The sequence below is a fragment of the Chloroflexota bacterium genome, from assembly GCA_009840625.1.
GTDB lineage: Bacteria > Chloroflexota > UBA11872 > UBA11872 > VXNJ01 > VXNJ01.
The window spans coordinates 1-18,060 of record VXNJ01000006.1; the positions used below are offsets into that span (position 1 = coordinate 1).

The 18,060-nt window shown below is 66.7% G+C and carries 14 protein-coding genes; 3 read left to right on the forward strand and 11 right to left on the reverse strand.

Translation table 11 applies throughout. The features are described 5' to 3' along the window. The 4 genes from secA to F4X41_04445 all read right to left on the reverse strand — a co-directional run. On the reverse strand, window positions 1-2,613 hold a 2,613-nt coding region (gene secA / locus F4X41_04430), incomplete at its 3' end, for a preprotein translocase subunit SecA (GenBank protein MYB16271.1). 111 nt (window positions 2,614-2,724) lie between these two features. Next, window positions 2,725-4,059, reverse strand: coding sequence for a replicative DNA helicase (gene dnaB, locus F4X41_04435; GenBank protein ID MYB16272.1), 1,335 nt, complete (start codon window positions 4,057-4,059; stop codon window positions 2,725-2,727). Between the two features lie 64 nt (window positions 4,060-4,123). Further along, window positions 4,124-4,642, reverse strand: a complete 519-nt coding sequence (gene rplI, locus F4X41_04440) for a 50S ribosomal protein L9 (GenBank protein MYB16273.1) — start codon at window positions 4,640-4,642, stop codon at window positions 4,124-4,126. Then, complete coding sequence (locus tag F4X41_04445) at window positions 4,639-5,883, reverse strand: transcription termination factor Rho (GenBank protein ID MYB16274.1); 1,245 nt, start codon at window positions 5,881-5,883, stop codon at window positions 4,639-4,641. Before F4X41_04445 ends, rplI begins: the two co-directional genes overlap by 4 nt. A gap of 227 nt (window positions 5,884-6,110) precedes the next feature. Here F4X41_04445 and nadD point away from each other — a divergent pair, with 227 nt between their 5' ends. Then, window positions 6,111-6,887: a nicotinate (nicotinamide) nucleotide adenylyltransferase gene (nadD, locus tag F4X41_04450; protein MYB16275.1), complete on the forward strand. Its 777-nt coding sequence runs from the start codon at window positions 6,111-6,113 to the stop codon at window positions 6,885-6,887. Beyond that, entirely contained in the window at window positions 6,820-7,272 is a 453-nt protein-coding gene (gene rsfS / locus F4X41_04455; GenBank protein ID MYB16276.1) for a ribosome silencing factor, read from the forward strand. The genes nadD and rsfS overlap by 68 nt, the downstream gene beginning before the upstream one ends. A gap of 304 nt (window positions 7,273-7,576) precedes the next feature. Here rsfS and F4X41_04460 read toward each other — a convergent pair whose 3' ends face one another. The 7 genes from F4X41_04460 to F4X41_04490 all read right to left on the reverse strand — a co-directional run bounded on the left by F4X41_04460 (window position 7,577) and on the right by F4X41_04490 (window position 16,390). Beyond that, on the reverse strand, window positions 7,577-9,943 hold the full coding sequence (locus F4X41_04460) for a hypothetical protein (protein MYB16277.1): 2,367 nt from the start codon (window positions 9,941-9,943) through the stop codon (window positions 7,577-7,579). 2 nt (window positions 9,944-9,945) lie between these two features. Continuing rightward, on the reverse strand, window positions 9,946-11,598 hold the full coding sequence (locus tag F4X41_04465; protein MYB16278.1) for a M23 family metallopeptidase: 1,653 nt from the start codon (window positions 11,596-11,598) through the stop codon (window positions 9,946-9,948). A 2-nt stretch (window positions 11,599-11,600) separates the two neighbouring features. Further along, entirely contained in the window at window positions 11,601-12,764 is a 1,164-nt protein-coding gene (locus tag F4X41_04470) for a PASTA domain-containing protein (protein MYB16279.1), read from the reverse strand. A 60-nt stretch (window positions 12,765-12,824) separates the two neighbouring features. Further along, window positions 12,825-13,640: a hypothetical protein gene (locus F4X41_04475; GenBank protein MYB16280.1), complete on the reverse strand. Its 816-nt coding sequence runs from the start codon at window positions 13,638-13,640 to the stop codon at window positions 12,825-12,827. A gap of 287 nt (window positions 13,641-13,927) precedes the next feature. Continuing rightward, window positions 13,928-14,896 carry a branched-chain amino acid transaminase gene (locus F4X41_04480; protein ID MYB16281.1) on the reverse strand — a complete coding sequence of 323 codons (969 nt, stop codon included), beginning with the start codon at window positions 14,894-14,896 and terminating at the stop codon, window positions 13,928-13,930. A gap of 67 nt (window positions 14,897-14,963) precedes the next feature. Continuing rightward, entirely contained in the window at window positions 14,964-15,506 is a 543-nt protein-coding gene (locus F4X41_04485) for a GNAT family N-acetyltransferase (protein MYB16282.1), read from the reverse strand. Next, complete coding sequence (locus tag F4X41_04490; GenBank protein MYB16283.1) at window positions 15,506-16,390, reverse strand: hypothetical protein; 885 nt, start codon at window positions 16,388-16,390, stop codon at window positions 15,506-15,508. The genes F4X41_04485 and F4X41_04490 overlap by 1 nt, the downstream gene beginning before the upstream one ends. 77 nt (window positions 16,391-16,467) lie before the next feature. Between F4X41_04490 and F4X41_04495 the strand changes: the two genes are divergently transcribed. Continuing rightward, window positions 16,468-18,030, forward strand: a complete 1,563-nt coding sequence (locus tag F4X41_04495; GenBank protein ID MYB16284.1) for a hypothetical protein — start codon at window positions 16,468-16,470, stop codon at window positions 18,028-18,030. The last annotated feature ends 30 nt before the right edge of the window (window positions 18,031-18,060 follow it).

An 18,060-nucleotide genomic window follows, 5' to 3' on the forward strand; every position in this document is an offset into this window, starting at 1 on the left:
CCCCCCCCCCCCCCCCCCCCCCCGCCAACCCCCGCCCCCCCCCCCATTTTTTAAACCCCCACCCCCCCCCGCGGGGGCCGCCGGGGGGGGCGGGCCCCGGCGCCGGGCCGCCCGGCGCTGAGACCGGTTGGGGCCGGGCTGCCGCGCCTGCGCTTGGCCACGGCCGGCCGGCGCGGCCGCACGGCCGGCTTTGAGCGCCTGGTTGGTCAGCACGCTTTCGCGCTCCACCTGCGCCGCCGGCTGCAGCCGAAAGAACCGCTGCAGGCTCTCGCGCCGCAGGGTGTCCTGCAACTGGCCGAACATCGCGAACGCGTGGCGCCGGAACTCCACCAGCGGGTTCTGCTGCCCGATCGAGACCAGGCCGATTCCCTGGCGCAGCTCTTCTATGCCGGTCAGGTGCTCCACCCAGAGCAGGTCCAGGGTCTGGACCATGATCCAGCGCAGCGCCGGCGGCAGCAATTCGGGGTTGATTTCGGCGAATTTGGCCCGGTGGGCCGCGTCGGCCGCCGACTCGAAAGCGGAAGTGATCGCGGACCGATCCTGGTCGATCAGATTGTTCCAATCGAAGGGTTCGGGAAGATTCAGCAGCATCGTCAGGTTGCGGGCCGCGGCGGCGATGTCGTCCGGATCGGACTCGGCGTCGAGCTCGTGGCTTTCCACCAATTCGGCGATCTCATCGGCGAGCATCGCGCCTATCTGGGCCTCGGGGTCAAGGTCCCGGTCAAGGTAACCGCCGCGCTGGCGATAAACGACCTGGCGCTGACGATTGATCACGTCATCGAACTCGACCACGTGGCGCCGGATGTCAAAGTTTTGCGATTCCACCCGGCTTTGCGCCGATTCAATCGACCGGGTGATGATCTTGTTCTCGATCGGCACGTCCTCGGATATGCCAAGGCGCTCCATCACGCCGGCGACCCGGTCGGAGCGGAACCTGAGCATGAGGTCGTCCTCGAGCGAGACGAAGAAGCGAGATTCGCCGGGGTCGCCCTGGCGTCCGGAGCGGCCGCGCAACTGGTTGTCGATCCGCCTTGACTCGTGGCGCTCGGTACCCAGCACGAACAGTCCGCCCAGTTCGGCGACGTCCGGCCCGAGTTTGATGTCCGTGCCGCGGCCGGCCATGTTGGTGGCGATCGTTACCGCCCCCGGCTGGCCGGCTTCGGCCACGATTTCCGCTTCCTGGGCGTGGAAGCGGGCGTTGAGCAGCTGATGCGGAATTTTTTCGACGCGCAGCATCCGCCCCAGGTGCTCCGAGGACTCGATCGACGTCGTCCCGACCAGGACCGGTCGGTTTTGCCGGTTCAGCCGGGCGATCTCGGCGACCACGGCCCGGTTCTTGGCCGCCTTGGTCTTGTAGACCAGATCGGTGTGGTCGCGCCGGACCATCGGGGCGTTGGTGGGGATTTCGCGAACCCGCAGCCCGTAGATCTTGTGCAGTTCCTCTTCCTCGGTCTTGGCGGTTCCGGTCATGCCGGCCAGCTTCGCGTAGGCGCGGAACAGGTTCTGGAAGGTGATCGTGGCCATGGTGCGGGTCTCGGCCTGAATCTGCACGTGCTCCTTGGCCTCAATCGCCTGGTGCAGGCCCTCTCCGAACCGGCGGCCGTGCATCATCCGCCCGGTGAATTCGTCGACTATGACGATCTCGGCCCGAACGTCGCGGGCATCGACCACCGCGCCGTCGCGGTAAAGAACGTAGTCGCGACCGCGGTGATACAGTGCCTTGGCCCGCAGCGCCTGCTGCAGGTAGTGCAGCAGCTGGTAGTTGCCCTCGGCGTAGATGTTCTTGATGCGCAGACGCCGTTCGACCTTGTCGATGGCCTCATCGGTCGGATAGACGGCCCGCTGCTTGTGATCTATCTCGTAGTCGCGGTCTTCCCGGAACGGGCTCACGATCGCGGCGAAGTTCTGATACAGCGCGGTCGACTCGGCGATCTGCCCGGAAATGATCAACGGGGTCCGCGCCTCGTCGATCAGGATGTTGTCGACTTCATCAACAATGGCGAAATTGAGTCCCCGCTGGACGCGGTCCTCGAGCCGCTGGACCATGTTGTCGCGCAGGTAGTCGAATCCGATCTCGTTGTTGGTCCCGTAGGTGACGTCGCTGGCGTAGGCCTGGCGGCGGAGACTAACTTCCATGTCGGCGGCGATCACCCCCACCGTCATTCCCAGGCGCTCCAGGACCGGCCCCATCCAATCGCGGTCGCGGCGGGCCAGGTAGTCGTTGACGGTAACCACGTGCACGCCCTCGCCGGGCAGCGCGTTCAGATAGGCCGCCAGCGGGGCGACGTACGTCTTGCCCTCGCCCGTCTTCATCTCCGCCACCGCGCCCTCGTGGAGGACCGCGGCACCGACTATCTGCACGTCGAACTGGCGGTCGCCGATCGTGCGCTCGGTCGACTCGCGCACCGCGGCGAACGCCTCGGCGCGCAGATCGTCCAGCGACCGCCCCCGTTGCAGCTGCTCGCGCAGCCGCCCGGTCACGCCGGCCAGCCCGGCGTCGTCGAGCCGGCGGAACTCGCCAGCCAGCGCGTTGGCGCGCTCGACCAGGCGGGAGTGGCGGCGCATGGTCCGGGCCGGACTATCACGTAGCAGGCCGGTTAATTTATTCAGCATGTTCGGTGCGGCGGGCAGATTGGTCCCGGTGCAGGATCCCGGCGGCCGAAGCCGTCGCCACGATTCTCCAACGCGACCGGCCGGATACGCCCCGGGCGCCAAGTCGCCGCCCTAGTACTGCGGGGCCGGTTCGCGAGCCAGGAAGTGGCCGAATTCGCGCACGAAGATCGCATCCACGATCCCAGTCTGGCCGTGGCGGTGCTTGGCGACCTCGATGGTCAGCTCAACCGGGCCGCTGTGCGGAAGGTCGCCGCCTTCCGGATAAAGGAATATGACGACGTCCGAGTCCTGTTCGATCGATCCGCTTTCGCGCAGGTCGGACAGCCGCGGGCGCTGCTGGGTTCGCATCTCGATCGCGCGTGAAAGCTGCGCCCCGGCGATGACCGGCACGTCCAGCTCGCGCGCCAGCTGCTTCAAAGCCCGGGTAATCTGCGAGATCTGCTGGACCCGGTTTTCCTGTTCGCGGTGCGGGCGCATCAACTGCAGGTAGTCGATGATCACCAGACCAATGTGATGGTCCAGCTTCAGGCGGCGGGCCTTTGAACGCAGTTGCAATTCGGTCAGCGCCGGAGTGTCGTCGAGGTAAATCGGAACCTCGCTCAAGTTGCCGGCTTCGATGCCCACGATTCCGAATTCTTCGTCGGTGAGGTCGGCGTCGCGCAGCTTGGTCGAGTCGATTCGGGTCTGCATGCTTAGCAGCCGTTGCGTCAACTGCTTGGGCGAGACCTCCAGCGTAAAGATTGCCACCGGAACGTCGTGCAGGCTGGCCGCGCGCCAGGCGATGTTGAGCAAAAACGAAGTCTTGCCTATCCCGGTCCGGGCCGCGACCGTAATCAAGTCTGACGCCTGGAATCCCCCCAGGATTTCGTCCAGGCGGGTGAACCCGGTGTGAACCCCGGCCAGCAGTTGGCCCTCCTCGCGCCGCTTCAACAGATCGTCGACGAAGGGGCCCAGCAGGTCGCGGACGTGCTGGTAGTTGCCCGAATCGGTATTGGCGGCCAGTTGAAAGAGCAGTTCCTGGGCGCGGGAGACCACCGCATCGGCGTCCGCCCCCCGGGCGTAGGCGAGGTCGGACAGTGCTTGGGCGCCGTCGATTACCTGGCGCAGGGTCGCGTTGCGCTTGACGATTTCGGCGTAATAGCGGACGTTGACCGATGTGGGGACCTCGTGGCCCAGCATGCCCAGATATCCCGCGCCGCCGACCGCGTCGAGGTTTTCGGACCGCTCCAGCTCGTCGATGACGAGCATCAGGTCGGCAGGCTGGTTGCGCGCCGCCAGGCTCTCGATCGCCCGGTAAATGAGTCGGTGCGGTTGCCGGTAGAAGTCCGACTCGGAAAGGAAATCGGCGATCTTGGTGATGCCCTGCGGGTCGAGCAGGAGCGAGCCCAGTACGGAGCGCTCGGCATCCTCGCTGTGCGGAGGAACGCGCAGGTCGTTGGTGCTCATCGGGGCGCTTCCGGACTGCGCCGGTTACACGCCAGGGCCGGCGCCGGCTGGGGCGCGGCCGCGGTCACTCGCTCGCCGCCGCCTGTTGCTGCTTGAGCTGCTCGCGGGCCAGGGCCTCGGCCTCGGCGGCCAGCTCGTCAAGGTCCATCACCTCGACGGTTATCGACGCCTCCAGCCCCGCGACAACCCGGACCGGAAGCGTGTAAATCCCCAGCGATCGGATCGGGTCGTGGATCGTGATCCGGTGGCGGTCGATTTCAATACCGATCTGTTCGTTGAGCGCCTCAGCCACCTGCTGATTGGTAATCCGGCCGTGGATGCGGCCTTCAGAGCCGACCCGGGCCGGAATGATCACCGACGCGCCCTGCAGCTTGGAGGCCATTTCCTGGGCCTTCACCATCTCCTGCTGGGCGCGGTGGCTGGCGATCGCATGCTGGGTGCGCTGGTCTCGCAACACCCCCGGGGTCGCCGGGCGGGCCAGTTGCTTGGGGATCAGGTGGTTGCGGGCGAACCCGGGCGCAACCTCCGTGATTTCGCCGACCCGGCCAAGGTTCGGCACGTCGGTTAGGAGTATCACTTTCATAGCGATTGCTTCTGGATTGTGCTCATGAAGTCGGCGTTGTCCCGGGTCTTCTTGAGCTGGTCGAGCATGAGTTCGATTGCGTCCTCGTCGCCAACCGCGATCAGCATTCGACGCAGCAACCAGCTCATCCGGGTCTTTTCATCGTCGAGCAGCAGCTCGATGCGGCGGGTACCAGATTTAATCACATCCACTGATGGGAATGTGCCGCGTTCGGCCAGGCGCCGATTCAGGATCAACTCCCAGTTGCCGGTGCCCTTGAACTCCTCGTAGATGACCTCGTCCATCCGCGAGCCGGTGTCAATGAGGCACGAGGCCAGGACGGTTAGCGAACCACCGTTTTCGATGTTGCGGCCGGACCCGAAGAATGTCTTCGGCGGTACCAGCGCGGCCGGGTCCACGCCTCCAGACAGGGTCTTGCCGGATGACGGGACCTGCAGGTTGTAGGCGCGCGCCAGGCGCGTGATCGAGTCCAGGAACAGGACCACGTTTGCGCCGTTTTCAACCAGCCGGCGGGCGCGTTGCATGGTCAGTTCGGCCACCCGGCAGTGGCTGTCGGGATGCTCGTCGAATGTCGAGCTGATAACTTCGGCCTTGACGTTGCGCTGCCAGTCGGTGACTTCCTCGGGGCGCTCCCCGATCAGGGCTACCAACAGCTGCAGATCGTCGTAGTTGGCGCTGACCGACTTGGCGATGCGCTTCATCACTTCCGTCTTGCCGGCCTTCGGCGGCGAGACGATCAGGCCGCGCTGTCCGCGGCCGATGGGCGCGACCAGGTCGATGACGCGCGTGGTCAGGTCGGCACGCTCGTGTTCCAGCAGTATCTGGTCGGTCGGGAAAATCGGGACCAGGTTCCGGAACCGCGGTCGCCGCGGCGCCTGCTTGGGATCGGCGTTGTTGATCGCCACTACGCGAACCAGGCCGCGGTACTTCTCGTTGTCCTTGGGGCGGCGGACCTGGCCGGTCACGAAATCGCCGGTCCGCATTCCGGTGCGCCGAATCTGGGCCTGCGATACGTATATGTCGGCCGGATCGGGCAGCCAGCGCTGGTTTCCGCGCAGGACTCCGAATCCCTCGGGTGTTATCTCAAGGACTCCGTGCACCAGCGAATTGGCCAAGCTCTCGTCGCTCTTGGCAATGATCAGGTCGACCAACGACCGCTTGTCGATCGGTTCCGGATCCCCGTTTTCTTCAACTCCGAGACGCTCGGCCAGCGAACGCAGCTCGTCGAAATCGCGGGCCATGAAATCGCGGGTCGAAAAAACGCCCAACAGCTCGGGGGCGCCGTTGATGGTTTCAATGTCGATGCTGCGCACGTTAGCGCCCCAATTGCCGCCCCGGCCGCGGTCACGGTAGGGTCTTCGGCGTCCGCTCACTTGGAAAACTCCAGCCTGTTTGGCAAACGCGCTATCTCATCCGGCGGTGGTCGCGTGCCAAAAGTCTTGGCCGCCGCAACGGATGCGCTGGCGAAATGCCTGGTAAGGGTAAAGAACTACGGCGCAGGTCAATCGTCGCGAAAGGACTGGCTGTGGCACCGCCCAGGAGGCCGCCCGGGCGTGAAATGAAAATCGTCCCGTCGGCTCGCAAAATAATACACCCTTCTGATAACACTTGGCTGCCGCGGCTCAAAAATCCGGGAGGCATATTGGCCGAACCGACGCGACTCGGAGTCATCGGCGGCTCATTTGATCCCATCCACAACGGCCATCTCGCGCTGGCCCGGGTTTGCCTGGACACCGGCGCGGTGGGGCGGATCCTGCTCGTGCCGGCGGCCCAGGCCCCCCTGCGCGCGGCGCCGGCGGCGTCGCCGCAGCGGCGCCTGGAAATGTGCCGATTGGCAGCCGACGATGACGACCGGCTGGAGGTCTGCGACCTCGAAGTCCACCAGCGACGCGCCTATACGGTGGACACTCTGGCCCGGTTGGCGCAAATATTTCCCGACCGGCGGCTGGCGTTGGTTATCGGCACCGATCTTCTGGCCGAACTGTCGCAGTGGCGCGACGTTCCCGGAATCCTGGCGCGGGCCGAGATCCTGGCGGTCACCCGCGGCGGCGGCCGGCAGGTCAAGATACCGGAGTGGATAAACCGACACCGCGGAGAAATGCGACACATCCTGGCCGACACCCCGCCAATCTCCTCGACCTTGGTTCGCTCGACCCTGGCCGCCGGCGATCCGATCGATGAATTCGTACCCGCCGCGGTCGCCGACTACATCCGGCGCAATCGGCTCTATTCGGGCCCCCAATGACGCTTGCCAGGAAACGCGGCCGGGTGTGGTGAACGGACCCGAAGGCGACGCGATCCGGCGCCTGGCTCACGAACTGGCCCGGGAACTGGCGGCCAAGTCCGCCGACGACGTGCGCCTCATGGAAATCGCACCGATTTCGCCGATCGCCGATTATTTCGTTCTGGCGACCGCCAACACGCGGCTTCACATGCGGGGACTGGTGGACACGTGCCGCGACCTGGCGCCGAAGGGTGTTCACCCGCGGGTGGAAGGTCGTGCCGACGACGGGTGGGTCCTGGTCGACTGCGGAGACTTGATCGTGCACCTGTTCCTGGCCGACCCGCGCCGCTACTACGGCATCGACGAACTCTGGGGCGACGCACGCACGCTGTTGCATCTGGTGTGATCCTGCGCCCCACGGTGGCACTACCGCTTGGGGCAGATTTAAAATCTGGAGAGTGGAGTCCCGCGCGAAGAACCGTGGAGGGATTGAATTGGCACGTCAGAAACCGGCCGTGAGCGTCCTCGAACTGGCCTTCGTGCTCGGAATGGGGATCGGGATCGGCGTGCTGCTTGGTTCGCACCGCTCGCTGCGCAAATTCGTGGGCGGTCTGGGACCGCTGGCGCGGCGACGCCAGGTCGACTACCAGGTCCTGAGGCAGTAGCGACCGGACCGAATCCGGGGACCGGCCGCTTTCAGCGCCGGTCCTTTAGCGCAAATCGACGACGGTGACCCCGTCTCCGCCCTCCGACGGCGGTCCCATCGCATAGTCCTTGACCAGCGGGTGATTGCGCAGGTGCCCGCGCACCGCGTCGCGCAGGGCGCCCGAGCCCAGTCCGTGGACCAGGACCACGCTGCGGCGGTTCATGGCGATCGCGCGGTCCAGGTGGCGATCGACCTCGACGCCGGCGTTGTCGGGGAAGACGCCGTGCAGATCGACCCGGTAAGGCACCGGATTGGTCGGCGTCCGCGGGGGCCTTCGCGACGTCGGGGCGTCCGGTCCACGACCGGTGACGCGCAGGATCGCATCCGCCGGCACGCGCTGCCGCAGGCCACCCACGACGACCAGGAATTCAGCGCCGCCGCGGTGCACCGAGAGGATGCGTCCGGACTGCTGATGTCCGACTAGCTCCACCCGATCCCCGGGTTTGGCGCTCGCGCGGGGGGCCCGCCGCAGGCGCGGCGTGGAATCGGCGGGCTGCGCGGGCGCGGAGACTTCATCGTGTTCGGCTTGGCGCCGGCGCGCCTCGCGGGCGATGCCACGGACCGATTCCAGGTTGCCGCCGGCGGCCGCGCGGGCCTGGCGCCGGGCCAGCGCCTCCATTTCCCGCAGCAACCTTCGCGAGGCGGCCCGCTGACGGCTCAGTTCGTCTTCGAACCGGCGCTGGCGCTCGGCGATCTCGCGCTCGGTCCCGGCCAGTTGCGATTGCGCCTCGCGGCGGGCCGCGTCCGCCTCGGAACGGGCCATTGCCGATTCCTCACGCTGCCGGCGCATATCGGACAGGAGTGCGTCCAGATCTCGCTGCTCCGACGCAATTCCGGAGCTGGCGCGATCACAGACGCTCGCGGGAATTCCGCTCCGGCGGGCGATTTCCAGCGCGTGCGATGAACCGGCCACCCCGATGTGCAGCCGGTATTTGGGAAGCAGGGTCTCAGGATCAAATTCCACGCTCGCCGTCTGCGACCGGGCGTGGGATATGGCGTAGTGCTTTAAATCGCCGAAGTGGGTCGTGGCCACGACCGCGGTGCCCCGCCCGGTGAGTTCGTCGATGATCGCGGCGGCCAGCGCCGCCCCCTCGGCCGGGTCGGTGCCGGCGCCGATTTCATCGGCCAAGACCAGTGAACGCGGACCGGCCCGGCGCAGGGCGTCGGCCAAGCTACGCATGTGCGAGCTGAAGGTGCTCAGGTTCTGGGTGATGCTCTGCTGATCTCCGATATCGGCGAAGACGCGGTCGAAAACCGTCACCACGGACCCGGGCGCGGCCGGCAGCTGCAAACCGCAGGCAGCCATCAGGTGGAGCAGGCCGACGGTCTTGAGCGCGACCGTTTTGCCGCCCGCGTTGGAGCCGGTGATAACCAGCGCGCGGAAGCCCTCACGCTCCCCCAGGCGCACGTCGATCGGCACCGCTTCGTCCCCCAGCAGGGGGTGGCGGGCGGCTTTCAGGTCGAACCGGTTGGAATCGACGATGCCCGGCCTGACCGCCTGTTGCAGCAGCGCGAGCTTGCCGCGGGCGAGGATCAGGTCCAGCGCGCTGGCCAGCCGCCAGTTCGCGGCCACGGCATCAGCGCTCTCGCGCACCCTTTCCGAGAGCCTGGCCAGCACCCGGCGCTCTTCGCTGCGGGCGCCAGATTGCAGGGAGCGTAGCTGATTGTTGGTCTCGACCATATCCAACGGCTCCACGTAGGCGGTTGCTCCGCTGGCGGAAAGGTCATGCACAACTCCCGGGACCTGGCGCTGCGATTCGCGCCGCAGCGGTATCACGTAACGACCGCCGCGCACCGTGAAAATCGTCTCCGACAGCACTCCCTGCGGGCCCAGGCGGGCGACCAGCTTGCCGAATCCGGTCTCGAGGTCCGCCCGCCGGACGCGGATCTGGGCACGCAGACTGGCAAGTTCGTCGGACGCCTGGTCGCGCACCCGGCCGTGCTGATCGATTACCCGGTCGATGGCGCCGGCCAGCGATTGCAGCGGGTCAATGCGGCCGGCGCGCCGCGCCAAATCCGGCGCCTGGCCGCACTCCGCCAGCGCCCGCCCGAACCGGTGAAACGCCGAGATCGAACCGCGCAGCTGCAGCAATTCGGCCTGGTCCAGGACCGCGCCGATCCTGGCGCGCTCCAGGACGGGCTCGATTTCTTCCGGGCCGCTGCAGGCCAGACCGGGAACCTTGGCCAGCACCGCCACCGCCTCGGCGGTCTCCTGCTGGAGGCGTTCGACGTCTACGGCGGACCCGGCCGGTTCTAGGGCCAGGGCCAGGGCGACCGAGCCACCGAAACCGCAGCATTCGGCCAGCGCCGAGAGCACGGCCGGCAATTCGAGCGCCACGGCGCTCGGGACGGGGCCGGCCGGCTCTGTCACCGCTATCCCACCGTGGCGGGCGGCTGCGGATCCGCGGGTTCGTCTTCCAGTTCCGCGTCCCGGTCCGCGAGCGGAACCCCGAATTTGAGCGAATCGGGGTCCAGGAAGGAATTCGGGTCGACGGGAATCCCGAAGACGTGGACTTCCCAGTGCAGGTGCGGTCCGGTGGAACGTCCGGTTGATCCCACGGTCCCGATCTCGTCGCCGGCCGCCACCCGGTCACCGGGCTCGACCGAGAAATCTTCCAAGTGCGCCAGCACCGAGAACACGCCCAGTCCGTGATCGATGACCACGGTGCGGCCGTAAATCACAAGGTCCAAAGTACCGGCCACCGTCCCCGGCGCCGGGGCCAGGATCGGGTCATCCAAATCGCCCGCGTAATCGATGCCGAGGTGCAGGAGCATTTCTTCGCGGAGGGCGACGGTGCGCCGATCGCCGAACCCCGCGGTCACCCGGCCGGGCACCGGGGCTTGGAAAGGCTCTGCAAAAAGCGGCCGGAGGGTTACCGGAGCCACCGTCTCTTGCAGCGCGGCCTTGTCGGCGGCCTCCACTTCAGGGTCGAATAGCAGTTCGAGATCTCCGGTCACCCCAACCAGTTCGTAAGTTTCATATTCCAATTCCTCGATCTCCACCCGCACCGACTCGGCGAGGACCGGTCCGGCCCCGATGGTTTCCAGGTCCAGCGTTGTCGCCCCCGGCTCCTGGTCTACCGGGATCGGGACCAGCAAGTGCTGGGAGTCCCCGATGCAGAAGGAGACCGTTGGGTTCCCGGCCGCCCGAACCTGGGCGGCCGTGCCGCTGACTTCCACCAGCGTCGGCGATCCTGCCCTGGCCGGCAGGGCGGCGGCGTGCAGAGCGTCGCCGGGGCGTACCGGCGGCGAAATTGGATCCGTCGCCGATTCCGGCAACAGTCCGAACTCCTTGGCAATGTCGCCGGTGTTGGCCAGGACCGCCTGGCCCACCGGACCGCCGATTCCGGGTACGTTCCACACCTGGATGATTTGCCGCTGGCTGCGCAGCACCCGGACCGGGCCGAAGTCCTCGTAGCTGACCGGCAGTCCGTATAGTTCGAGCCATCGTGGTTCCTTGAGGAAGAACTCCCTGATCACCTCGTCGACGGCCAGAAGTTGCAGGTGGTTCTGGACGATGTGGGCGAAATCTTCGGGATCGGCCGGGTCCAGTCCGCGGTCGGCGGCGAGCGGGAAATAGAAGGGAACCTGGCGCTGCGCGTACAGGTCGGTGTCGGCCCCGATCCGGCCCAGCCAGTCGACCGTATTGGCATAGTTGGCTCGGTCGCCGCCGATCGGCCACTGCAGGATTGCTTTCTGAAATGCCTGGTAGATGAACCCGTCCTGCAGGAATCGCCGCGAAACCGGATAACCGAGCGCGTGCTCGCCGCCACCGGCGCGGAAGGCGCTCAGGAACCGCGCGTCGGCATCGTCACGAACAAAAAACCCCAGCCCGGTGTCCGACCCGGTTTGGGCGAAGAAGTGTTCGTCGGCGGCGGCGTATTCGAGCGACGGCAGGCAACCGGTGGAGAGCGCCGCGGCCGGCTGCGGGATCAGCAGCAGCGCGGCGGCCAGCAGCGCCACGGGCGCCAGCAGGTGAATGCGCCGGCGCCGGCAGCGGCCCCGGCCGCAAAGGCCAAAGTGCAAGTTCAACCCTCGGCGCGGTATCCGACGACCAGCAGGACGCTCGCGCCCAGTTGAACCCGTCGTCCGGCCGGCACCGATTGGGCGCGGACCACCAGTTCGCGATCGGGAATGGGTTCCGGGCTGACGATGCGTTCGATTGCAATGCCGGCCGCCCGACCGATTTCGCGCGCCCGCTCAAGCGGCAGGTCAACGAGGTCCGGGACCTCCACCATGGGCCTCTGGTTGGCCCGGAGGAGCAGTTCTTCGCCAACCGGCAGGATCGTCCCCGGGGCCGGCGATTGCTCAAGCACGATGCCCAACGGCAGGCCGGCAACGTAGCTTTCACCGTCGGCGACTGCCTCGAATCCGTAGGCGGCCGCGCGCCGCAACGCCAGTTCCACGTCGAGCCCGGCAAGGTCGGGCACGGCCTGCAGGCGCAGACCGGCGTTGTAGGTAAGCGTCACCCGGGCGCCCGGTTCGATTTCGGCCCCCGGCTCCGGGAATTGTTCGGATACGACCCCGACCGGGAGGTCGGGATGGTGGATAGGAACGGTTTCGGCCACGTAACCGGCCTCGGTGAGCTGGCTTTGGGCCGCCTCGACGTTCTGGCCGATCACCGATCCGAGAGCGATGCTCTCGGCCCCGGCGGCGACCCGCACCAGGACGCTCTCGCCGGGGGCCAGCAGGACTCCGGCGGCCGGATCCTGGCCAAGCACCCGGTTCGGTTCGGCGCCCTCGTCGGTCACCGGCTCAACCACCAGCTCCAGGCCCAGCGCATCGATCGCGCCGCGGGCTTCGATCAGCGACCTCCCGGTCAGCAGCGGCGCGGAGACTTCCGCTCCGGGACCGCTGTCGACCAGCGGCTCGAACGCATAACCGAGCTCGTCGGCCAATCGCGTCAACGGGCCGGCCGGATTGAGATCGAGCGAGTAGATGAATCCAAAGGTCAGAATCGCGCAGGCCAGCGAAACCGCGACCATCCAGCCGTTTATGCGGTAGTTGCGGGATTCGTGGCGCGGGCGCTGCGGCAGGCCGATCCGGCGGGCGCGCAGCTGATCGAGGACACGCCGACTGGCCCGATCCGACCTGGCCGACCCCATCCGCCTGAGGCGGAATCTCCGGTCCCTTTCCCGCCGGGGGGAATCTAGGGGGTGCGATCTGGCCAACTGCGGCAAGCCCCAAGGCATCGAATCGGCACCGCCAAGCCGGTGCCCGTATTCCGGTGGCCGCGCCCTGGCACGGCCCCGCTAGCGCGCCGAGCGGCTGCGGCGAAGTTCCTTCTCCAGGACCCGGATCGCACGACCGGCCGCCGTTTGCTCGGCGCCGCGCACGGTCTTTCCGGAGGCCGAGGAGAGGTCGCGCCCATCGAGGACGACCGCCACTGAAAACGTTGGCGCGTGCGCCGGTCCGCGGGTGTTGATCAGTTCGTAACGCGGTTGCTGGCGGAACTCCGACTGGGTCAATTGCTGGAGGCGCGACTTGTTGTCGGTCGGCAGTTGCCGCCCGCGCTCGACGGACGTCCCGGACTGGCCGTTTCGTCCCGGAATCTGCAGCGGTGGTCCGCCGGCAACATGGTGGTTGACCCGCAGCAGTTCCTCGAAAAACGGCTGCAGCACCCGCTTGACCTGGCCCAGTCCGTAATCCGAATCCAGGTAAATCGCCCCGATGATTGCTTCGAAACTGCGGCCGGCGACGCCTTTCTGGTTTCGTTTCTTGGACAAGTCAAGGCCCGATCCGACCACCACGTAGCGGTAGAGCCCGATTTTTTCGGCCATCGCGGCCAGGGCGGTGAGGCTGACCAGGTCCTTGCGGACGTTGGTCATTTCGCCTTCGTCCATTTGCGGAAAGCGGGCGTACAGGTCATCGGTCGCGGCCAGATTCAGGGCCGAATCGCCGAGGAATTCCATCCGTTCGTAGGAATCGAGGCTGCTCAGATGACGGTCTTCGTTGATCGCCGAGCGATGGGTGACGGCGCGCCGCAGCAGGCTAATGTCCTGGAACCGATATCCCAGCTTGCGTTCCAGGGTCCCGAGTTCGCCGCCGTTCTCCGATTCGCCCTCCACCCGCGACGGGCGGCGCGGGCGTCCCGGGGAGCGATCGCGATCGCGGGCGGAGCGTACCTGCGACGTTCCGTTTCGGCCCGCCTGGCCCCGCGAACCGCGCCGCGAACTGGCGCGGGTGCTGCCACGCGAACTGCCGCGCGAGCCGCCGTTGCTGCGCGAGCTTGTACGGGGACGCCTGCCGCGCCGGCTCGGGGGTCGCGACCGGCTGGGTTTTAGGGGAGCCGCCGGCTCCGGTGCCGGGTCCGCTTTGGCGGGACCGGCCAGACCGATTGAGCGGAGCAGGTTTTTCAGAGTCTCGTCGCCACCCGATCAGGTGTGGCGGGCGTCAGCCAGTGCCGGTAAGCCTGGTTGCGCCCCTTAACCACGTCGAAGTAGATGTTCTGCATCTGGCGCGTTATGGGTCCGACATCGCCGTTGCCGATCGATCGGCCGTCGAGGTGGGAAACGGCCGAGATCTGGGCGCCGGTTCCGCACAGGAACAGCTCGTCACAGCTGTAGAGTTCGGTCCTGTCAATCGGCCGTTCGACCGTGTCCAAGCCGAGTTCCCGGGCGGCCAGCTCGATGACGGTTGCGCGGGTTATTCCCTCGAGGATGTTTTCGGATACAGCCGGCGTGACCAGGTGGCCGTCGCGAACGATGAACAGGTTTTCGCCGGTTCCCTCGCTGACGTGGCCGGCGGCGGTGAGCATGATCGCCTCGTCGTACCCGTTTTGCTCGGCCTCGGTCTTGGCCAATGCCGAATTTATGTAAAGACCGGTGGCCTTCGAACGTGCCGGGATCATGTTGTCGTCGATCCGGACCCAGGCCGAAATGCAGCATCTGATGGGCGCATTGACGTCCAGGTAGTCGCCGAAGGGGGCGGCGAACAGGCAAAAATCGTCTTCGAGATTGGATACCTGCCCGTTGGCGTCGCGCCGCACCATGCTCAGACCGATGGTGGTGGAGGCCTTGTACACGATCGGCCGGACGTACACGTCGGTGGTGAACCCGCAGCGCTGAATGATCTGCTGGGTGATTTCACAGAGTTCGTCGACCGTGTATTCGAGCGTGAGCAGAAGCATCCGCGCCGAGCGGTGCAAACGTTCGAAATGCTCGGGCAGCCGGAACAGATAGACCTGTTTTTCTTCCTCGCTCCAGTAGCCGCGTATCCCCTCGAAGCAACCGGTGCCGTAGTTGAAGGCGTGGGTCCCGATGCTCACGCGGGCATCTTCCAACGGTACAAACTCGCCCTTGAAAAAGGCCCAACTGTCAGCCAAAGTGAACTCGCCCGGTTAGCGGTGAAGGGTCGGCGGCGGCGATCTCATGAAAAAGACGGCGCGGTTTCTAGCTGAAAAATTCTATATGGGTTTTGTCAATCAGGCGCCGGGCCTCTTCGGGGCCGAAGACCGCCCTGCTCATCAGGATCAGATCGCCGCGCAGGTCGACCAGGTGGGCAAACTGGGCAAACCCCCACTTTCCGTACAGCGTCCGAGCGTAGCGGTTGGGTTGATCTACGGCGATGACAAGTTCGCTGCGGCCTTGCTCGCGGGCCAACCGGGATGCCCCCAGGACCAGGGCGAGTCCCATTCCCCGGCGCCGGTTGTCGGGGTGCACGAAGAGGGTGTGTAGGTAGCACTGGATGCGGTCGTCGGAGAACTTGGGATCGCTGCCCCGGAACCGGATCCAGATCTGGCCCTTGATCCGTCCGTCGACTTCACCGACCAGCGTTTTTTGGACTCCGCCGGCCACGTCGTCGAAGTAGCGCCGCAGCAGGAATTGACCGTCCGGCTGGGTTGTCGACTCCCACAGTTTGGCCAGCTCCGGCAAATCGGCACGGGAACCGGGCCGGATCACCGCGCAGGCGGTCTCCGATTCGGCTTCCGGCATTAGTCCCCCGGTCGCCAGGCCGAAAGACCCTTGCCGCCGCTGACGATGGCCAGGACCCTGGTGAGCGCGGCGCGCTCCTCCGGCGTGATCGCCTCCTGGCTAAAGCGATAGTCGGCCTTGCGGACGATTTCATCGAGCAGATCGTAGAGTTCGCGCCAGCGCTCGACTTCGCCGCCGGCGACCAGCTTGGCCGCCGCGTCGTCGGCGGCCGAGGCGATCACCAGTTGCAAGTGGGGCAGGCACAATCCGTCGCAGTCGCGGTAGCGCTCGATAAGCATCTCATCGCCCGCGTAGTCGGCAAACGTGGCCGCGTAGCGTCGTTCGGCCCTGAATTGCTCCACGCAGACCGGGCACGGCTGCGGAGTCCTGAAAGCCCCGCCGCGCCGCAGCCGACCGCGCCAGTCGCGCAGCAGCCGGAAAAGCCAGCCCGGCAGGCGTCGGTTTGGCGAATCGGGATCGTACGCGTCCAGCTGCCGACCCAGGTTCTTGATGATGTCGGCGTAGGTGATCGCCAGTCCGAGGGCATCGCGCTGATCGGGCAGCCGCCAGGCGTGGGTGTTGCAGAAGCCGTTGGCTTCGCGTACGGTCGCGCGGATGTCGACGTCGGTCACGTTGTCGGAGCAGTAGACGGTCAGGTAATGGTCAGCGATCCGCAGCCCCAGCCGGCAGATGGGGCAACCGTCTTCCAGCATTGCCTCGTAGAGTTCGGCGAAGCTGGGTTCTCGGCTGCTGAAGCGCGGATCGGACCAGTCGATCTCGGGACGCTCCGGTCGGCGACGCCCGGAGTAGTCGGTGAAGTAGGAGCGCGCTGCGATTGCGGTTGCTCCGATCGTTGAATGCTGGCGACGGGCGGCCGCCGGCCGGGCTCGAATGGCCAATTTCATAGACTGCGATTGATTTTCCCAAGTCGCCAAGACAGCGCGCCGACAGGCCCCGGGCTAACCGACCGCAGGATCAATTGATGGACAACGCCGCGCTGATGGACCAGATTGCCGCCGCCGATCTCTCCGAGGAGGCGCGCGCCGTAGCTGTCGAGGTCGCCCGTGTGCTGGAGCAACCGGAGGCGGCCGCGGCCGAATCTTTCCAGGCGCACGAATACCTGGAAAACCTGCTCGCCCTGCCCTGGGCGGAGCCCGGCCCGCCGCCAAGCGCCGATCCCGAGGCGATCGCCGCCGAAGTAGACATCGGCCAGTACGCGCCGCCATTCAACCGCAGGCTGCTGGTCGACTGGATGCTTTCGGCGCATCGGGCCGAATCCCCCGGCGCGGCCCTTTTGTGCGGCCCTCCCGGCGGCGGGCGCCGCAGTCTGGCCCGGCGGGTCGCTGCTGCGCTGGACCTGCCGGCGGCGACCATTGACCTGGTGGGTACCGCGGGCGAATCCGACGTACTTGGCGCGGGGTCATCGCAGACCCGCGGTGCGATCGGTTCGCTGGCCCGAGCACTGGCCGAAATCGGGAACCGGCGCGGGGTGATTGTGTTGGCCAACGTGCAGTGGGCGGTGGCAAACTGGCCCGATCGCGGAGCCCGGCTGCTGGCCCTGCTGGACGACGTCGAAGCCCGACGGAATTGGCGCGACCAGTACTTGGATGTCGGATTTGACCTGACCTCCACCCTGTTCGTACTCACTGCCGACGGCAGCGGCGCCCTGCCGCCCGAAATCATCGACCGCATGCTCCTGGTCGACTGTCCCGGCTACACCCGGAGCGAACGGTCCCGGATCGTACAGACGCACCTGTGGGAAGAGATCAAGGCCCGTTACGACATCACCAGCCCGGTCGCCCTGGGCGAGGACGCCGCCGAGGCATTGGTGACCGAGTACACCCCGGAAGCGGGCCTGGCCGCCACCAGCATCGCTCTCTCGGAAATGGCGCGCCGCGTGGCCGCCGCCCCCGATGGATCGGCGCCGCCGTTGATCGATGCCGCCGGGCTAAGCCTGATGCTGGGCAAACCGCGCCGCTACTACCGCGACGAGGCCGGCTACGCCCGGCCCGGAGCCTGCCGCACCCTCCTGCTCGGACCGCACGGATCCAGCGTGCAGCTGGTCGAGGCCGTGCCCGTGCCGGGCGGTCGCTACTATTTGACGCCCGAAGGGACCTCGGCGCCGGTCAACAAGGCCTGCGACACCGCCTACTACTACGTGCGCTCGCGGATGACCGAACTTGACATCTCGGCGCGCCAGCTATTCGAATACGGCTACAAGATCAATCACAACCTGGGCGCCTCCGACCACGATGCCGAGACCCTTTCGCTGGCAGTGCTGGTGTCGCTGATCTCGGCGCTGAGGGATCGGCCGATCGATCCGGAGACCGCGGTCGTGGGCGAGATGAACCAGAACGGAGTGCTGATGGGCGGACCGGGTCTGGCGCACCGCCTGCTGGCCGCCCAGCGCGCCGGAATCCGCCGGATACTGCTGCCCCGCGCCAACGCTCCCGACATTGAGGAGTTGCCGCCCGGTCTGGAGAGCGATCTGACCCTGGTCATGGTCTCCGACGCCGATCAGGCAATCCGGGTGGCCCTGAGTTGATCCCCTGCGCCGGACCCGGCTGAGGCGGCA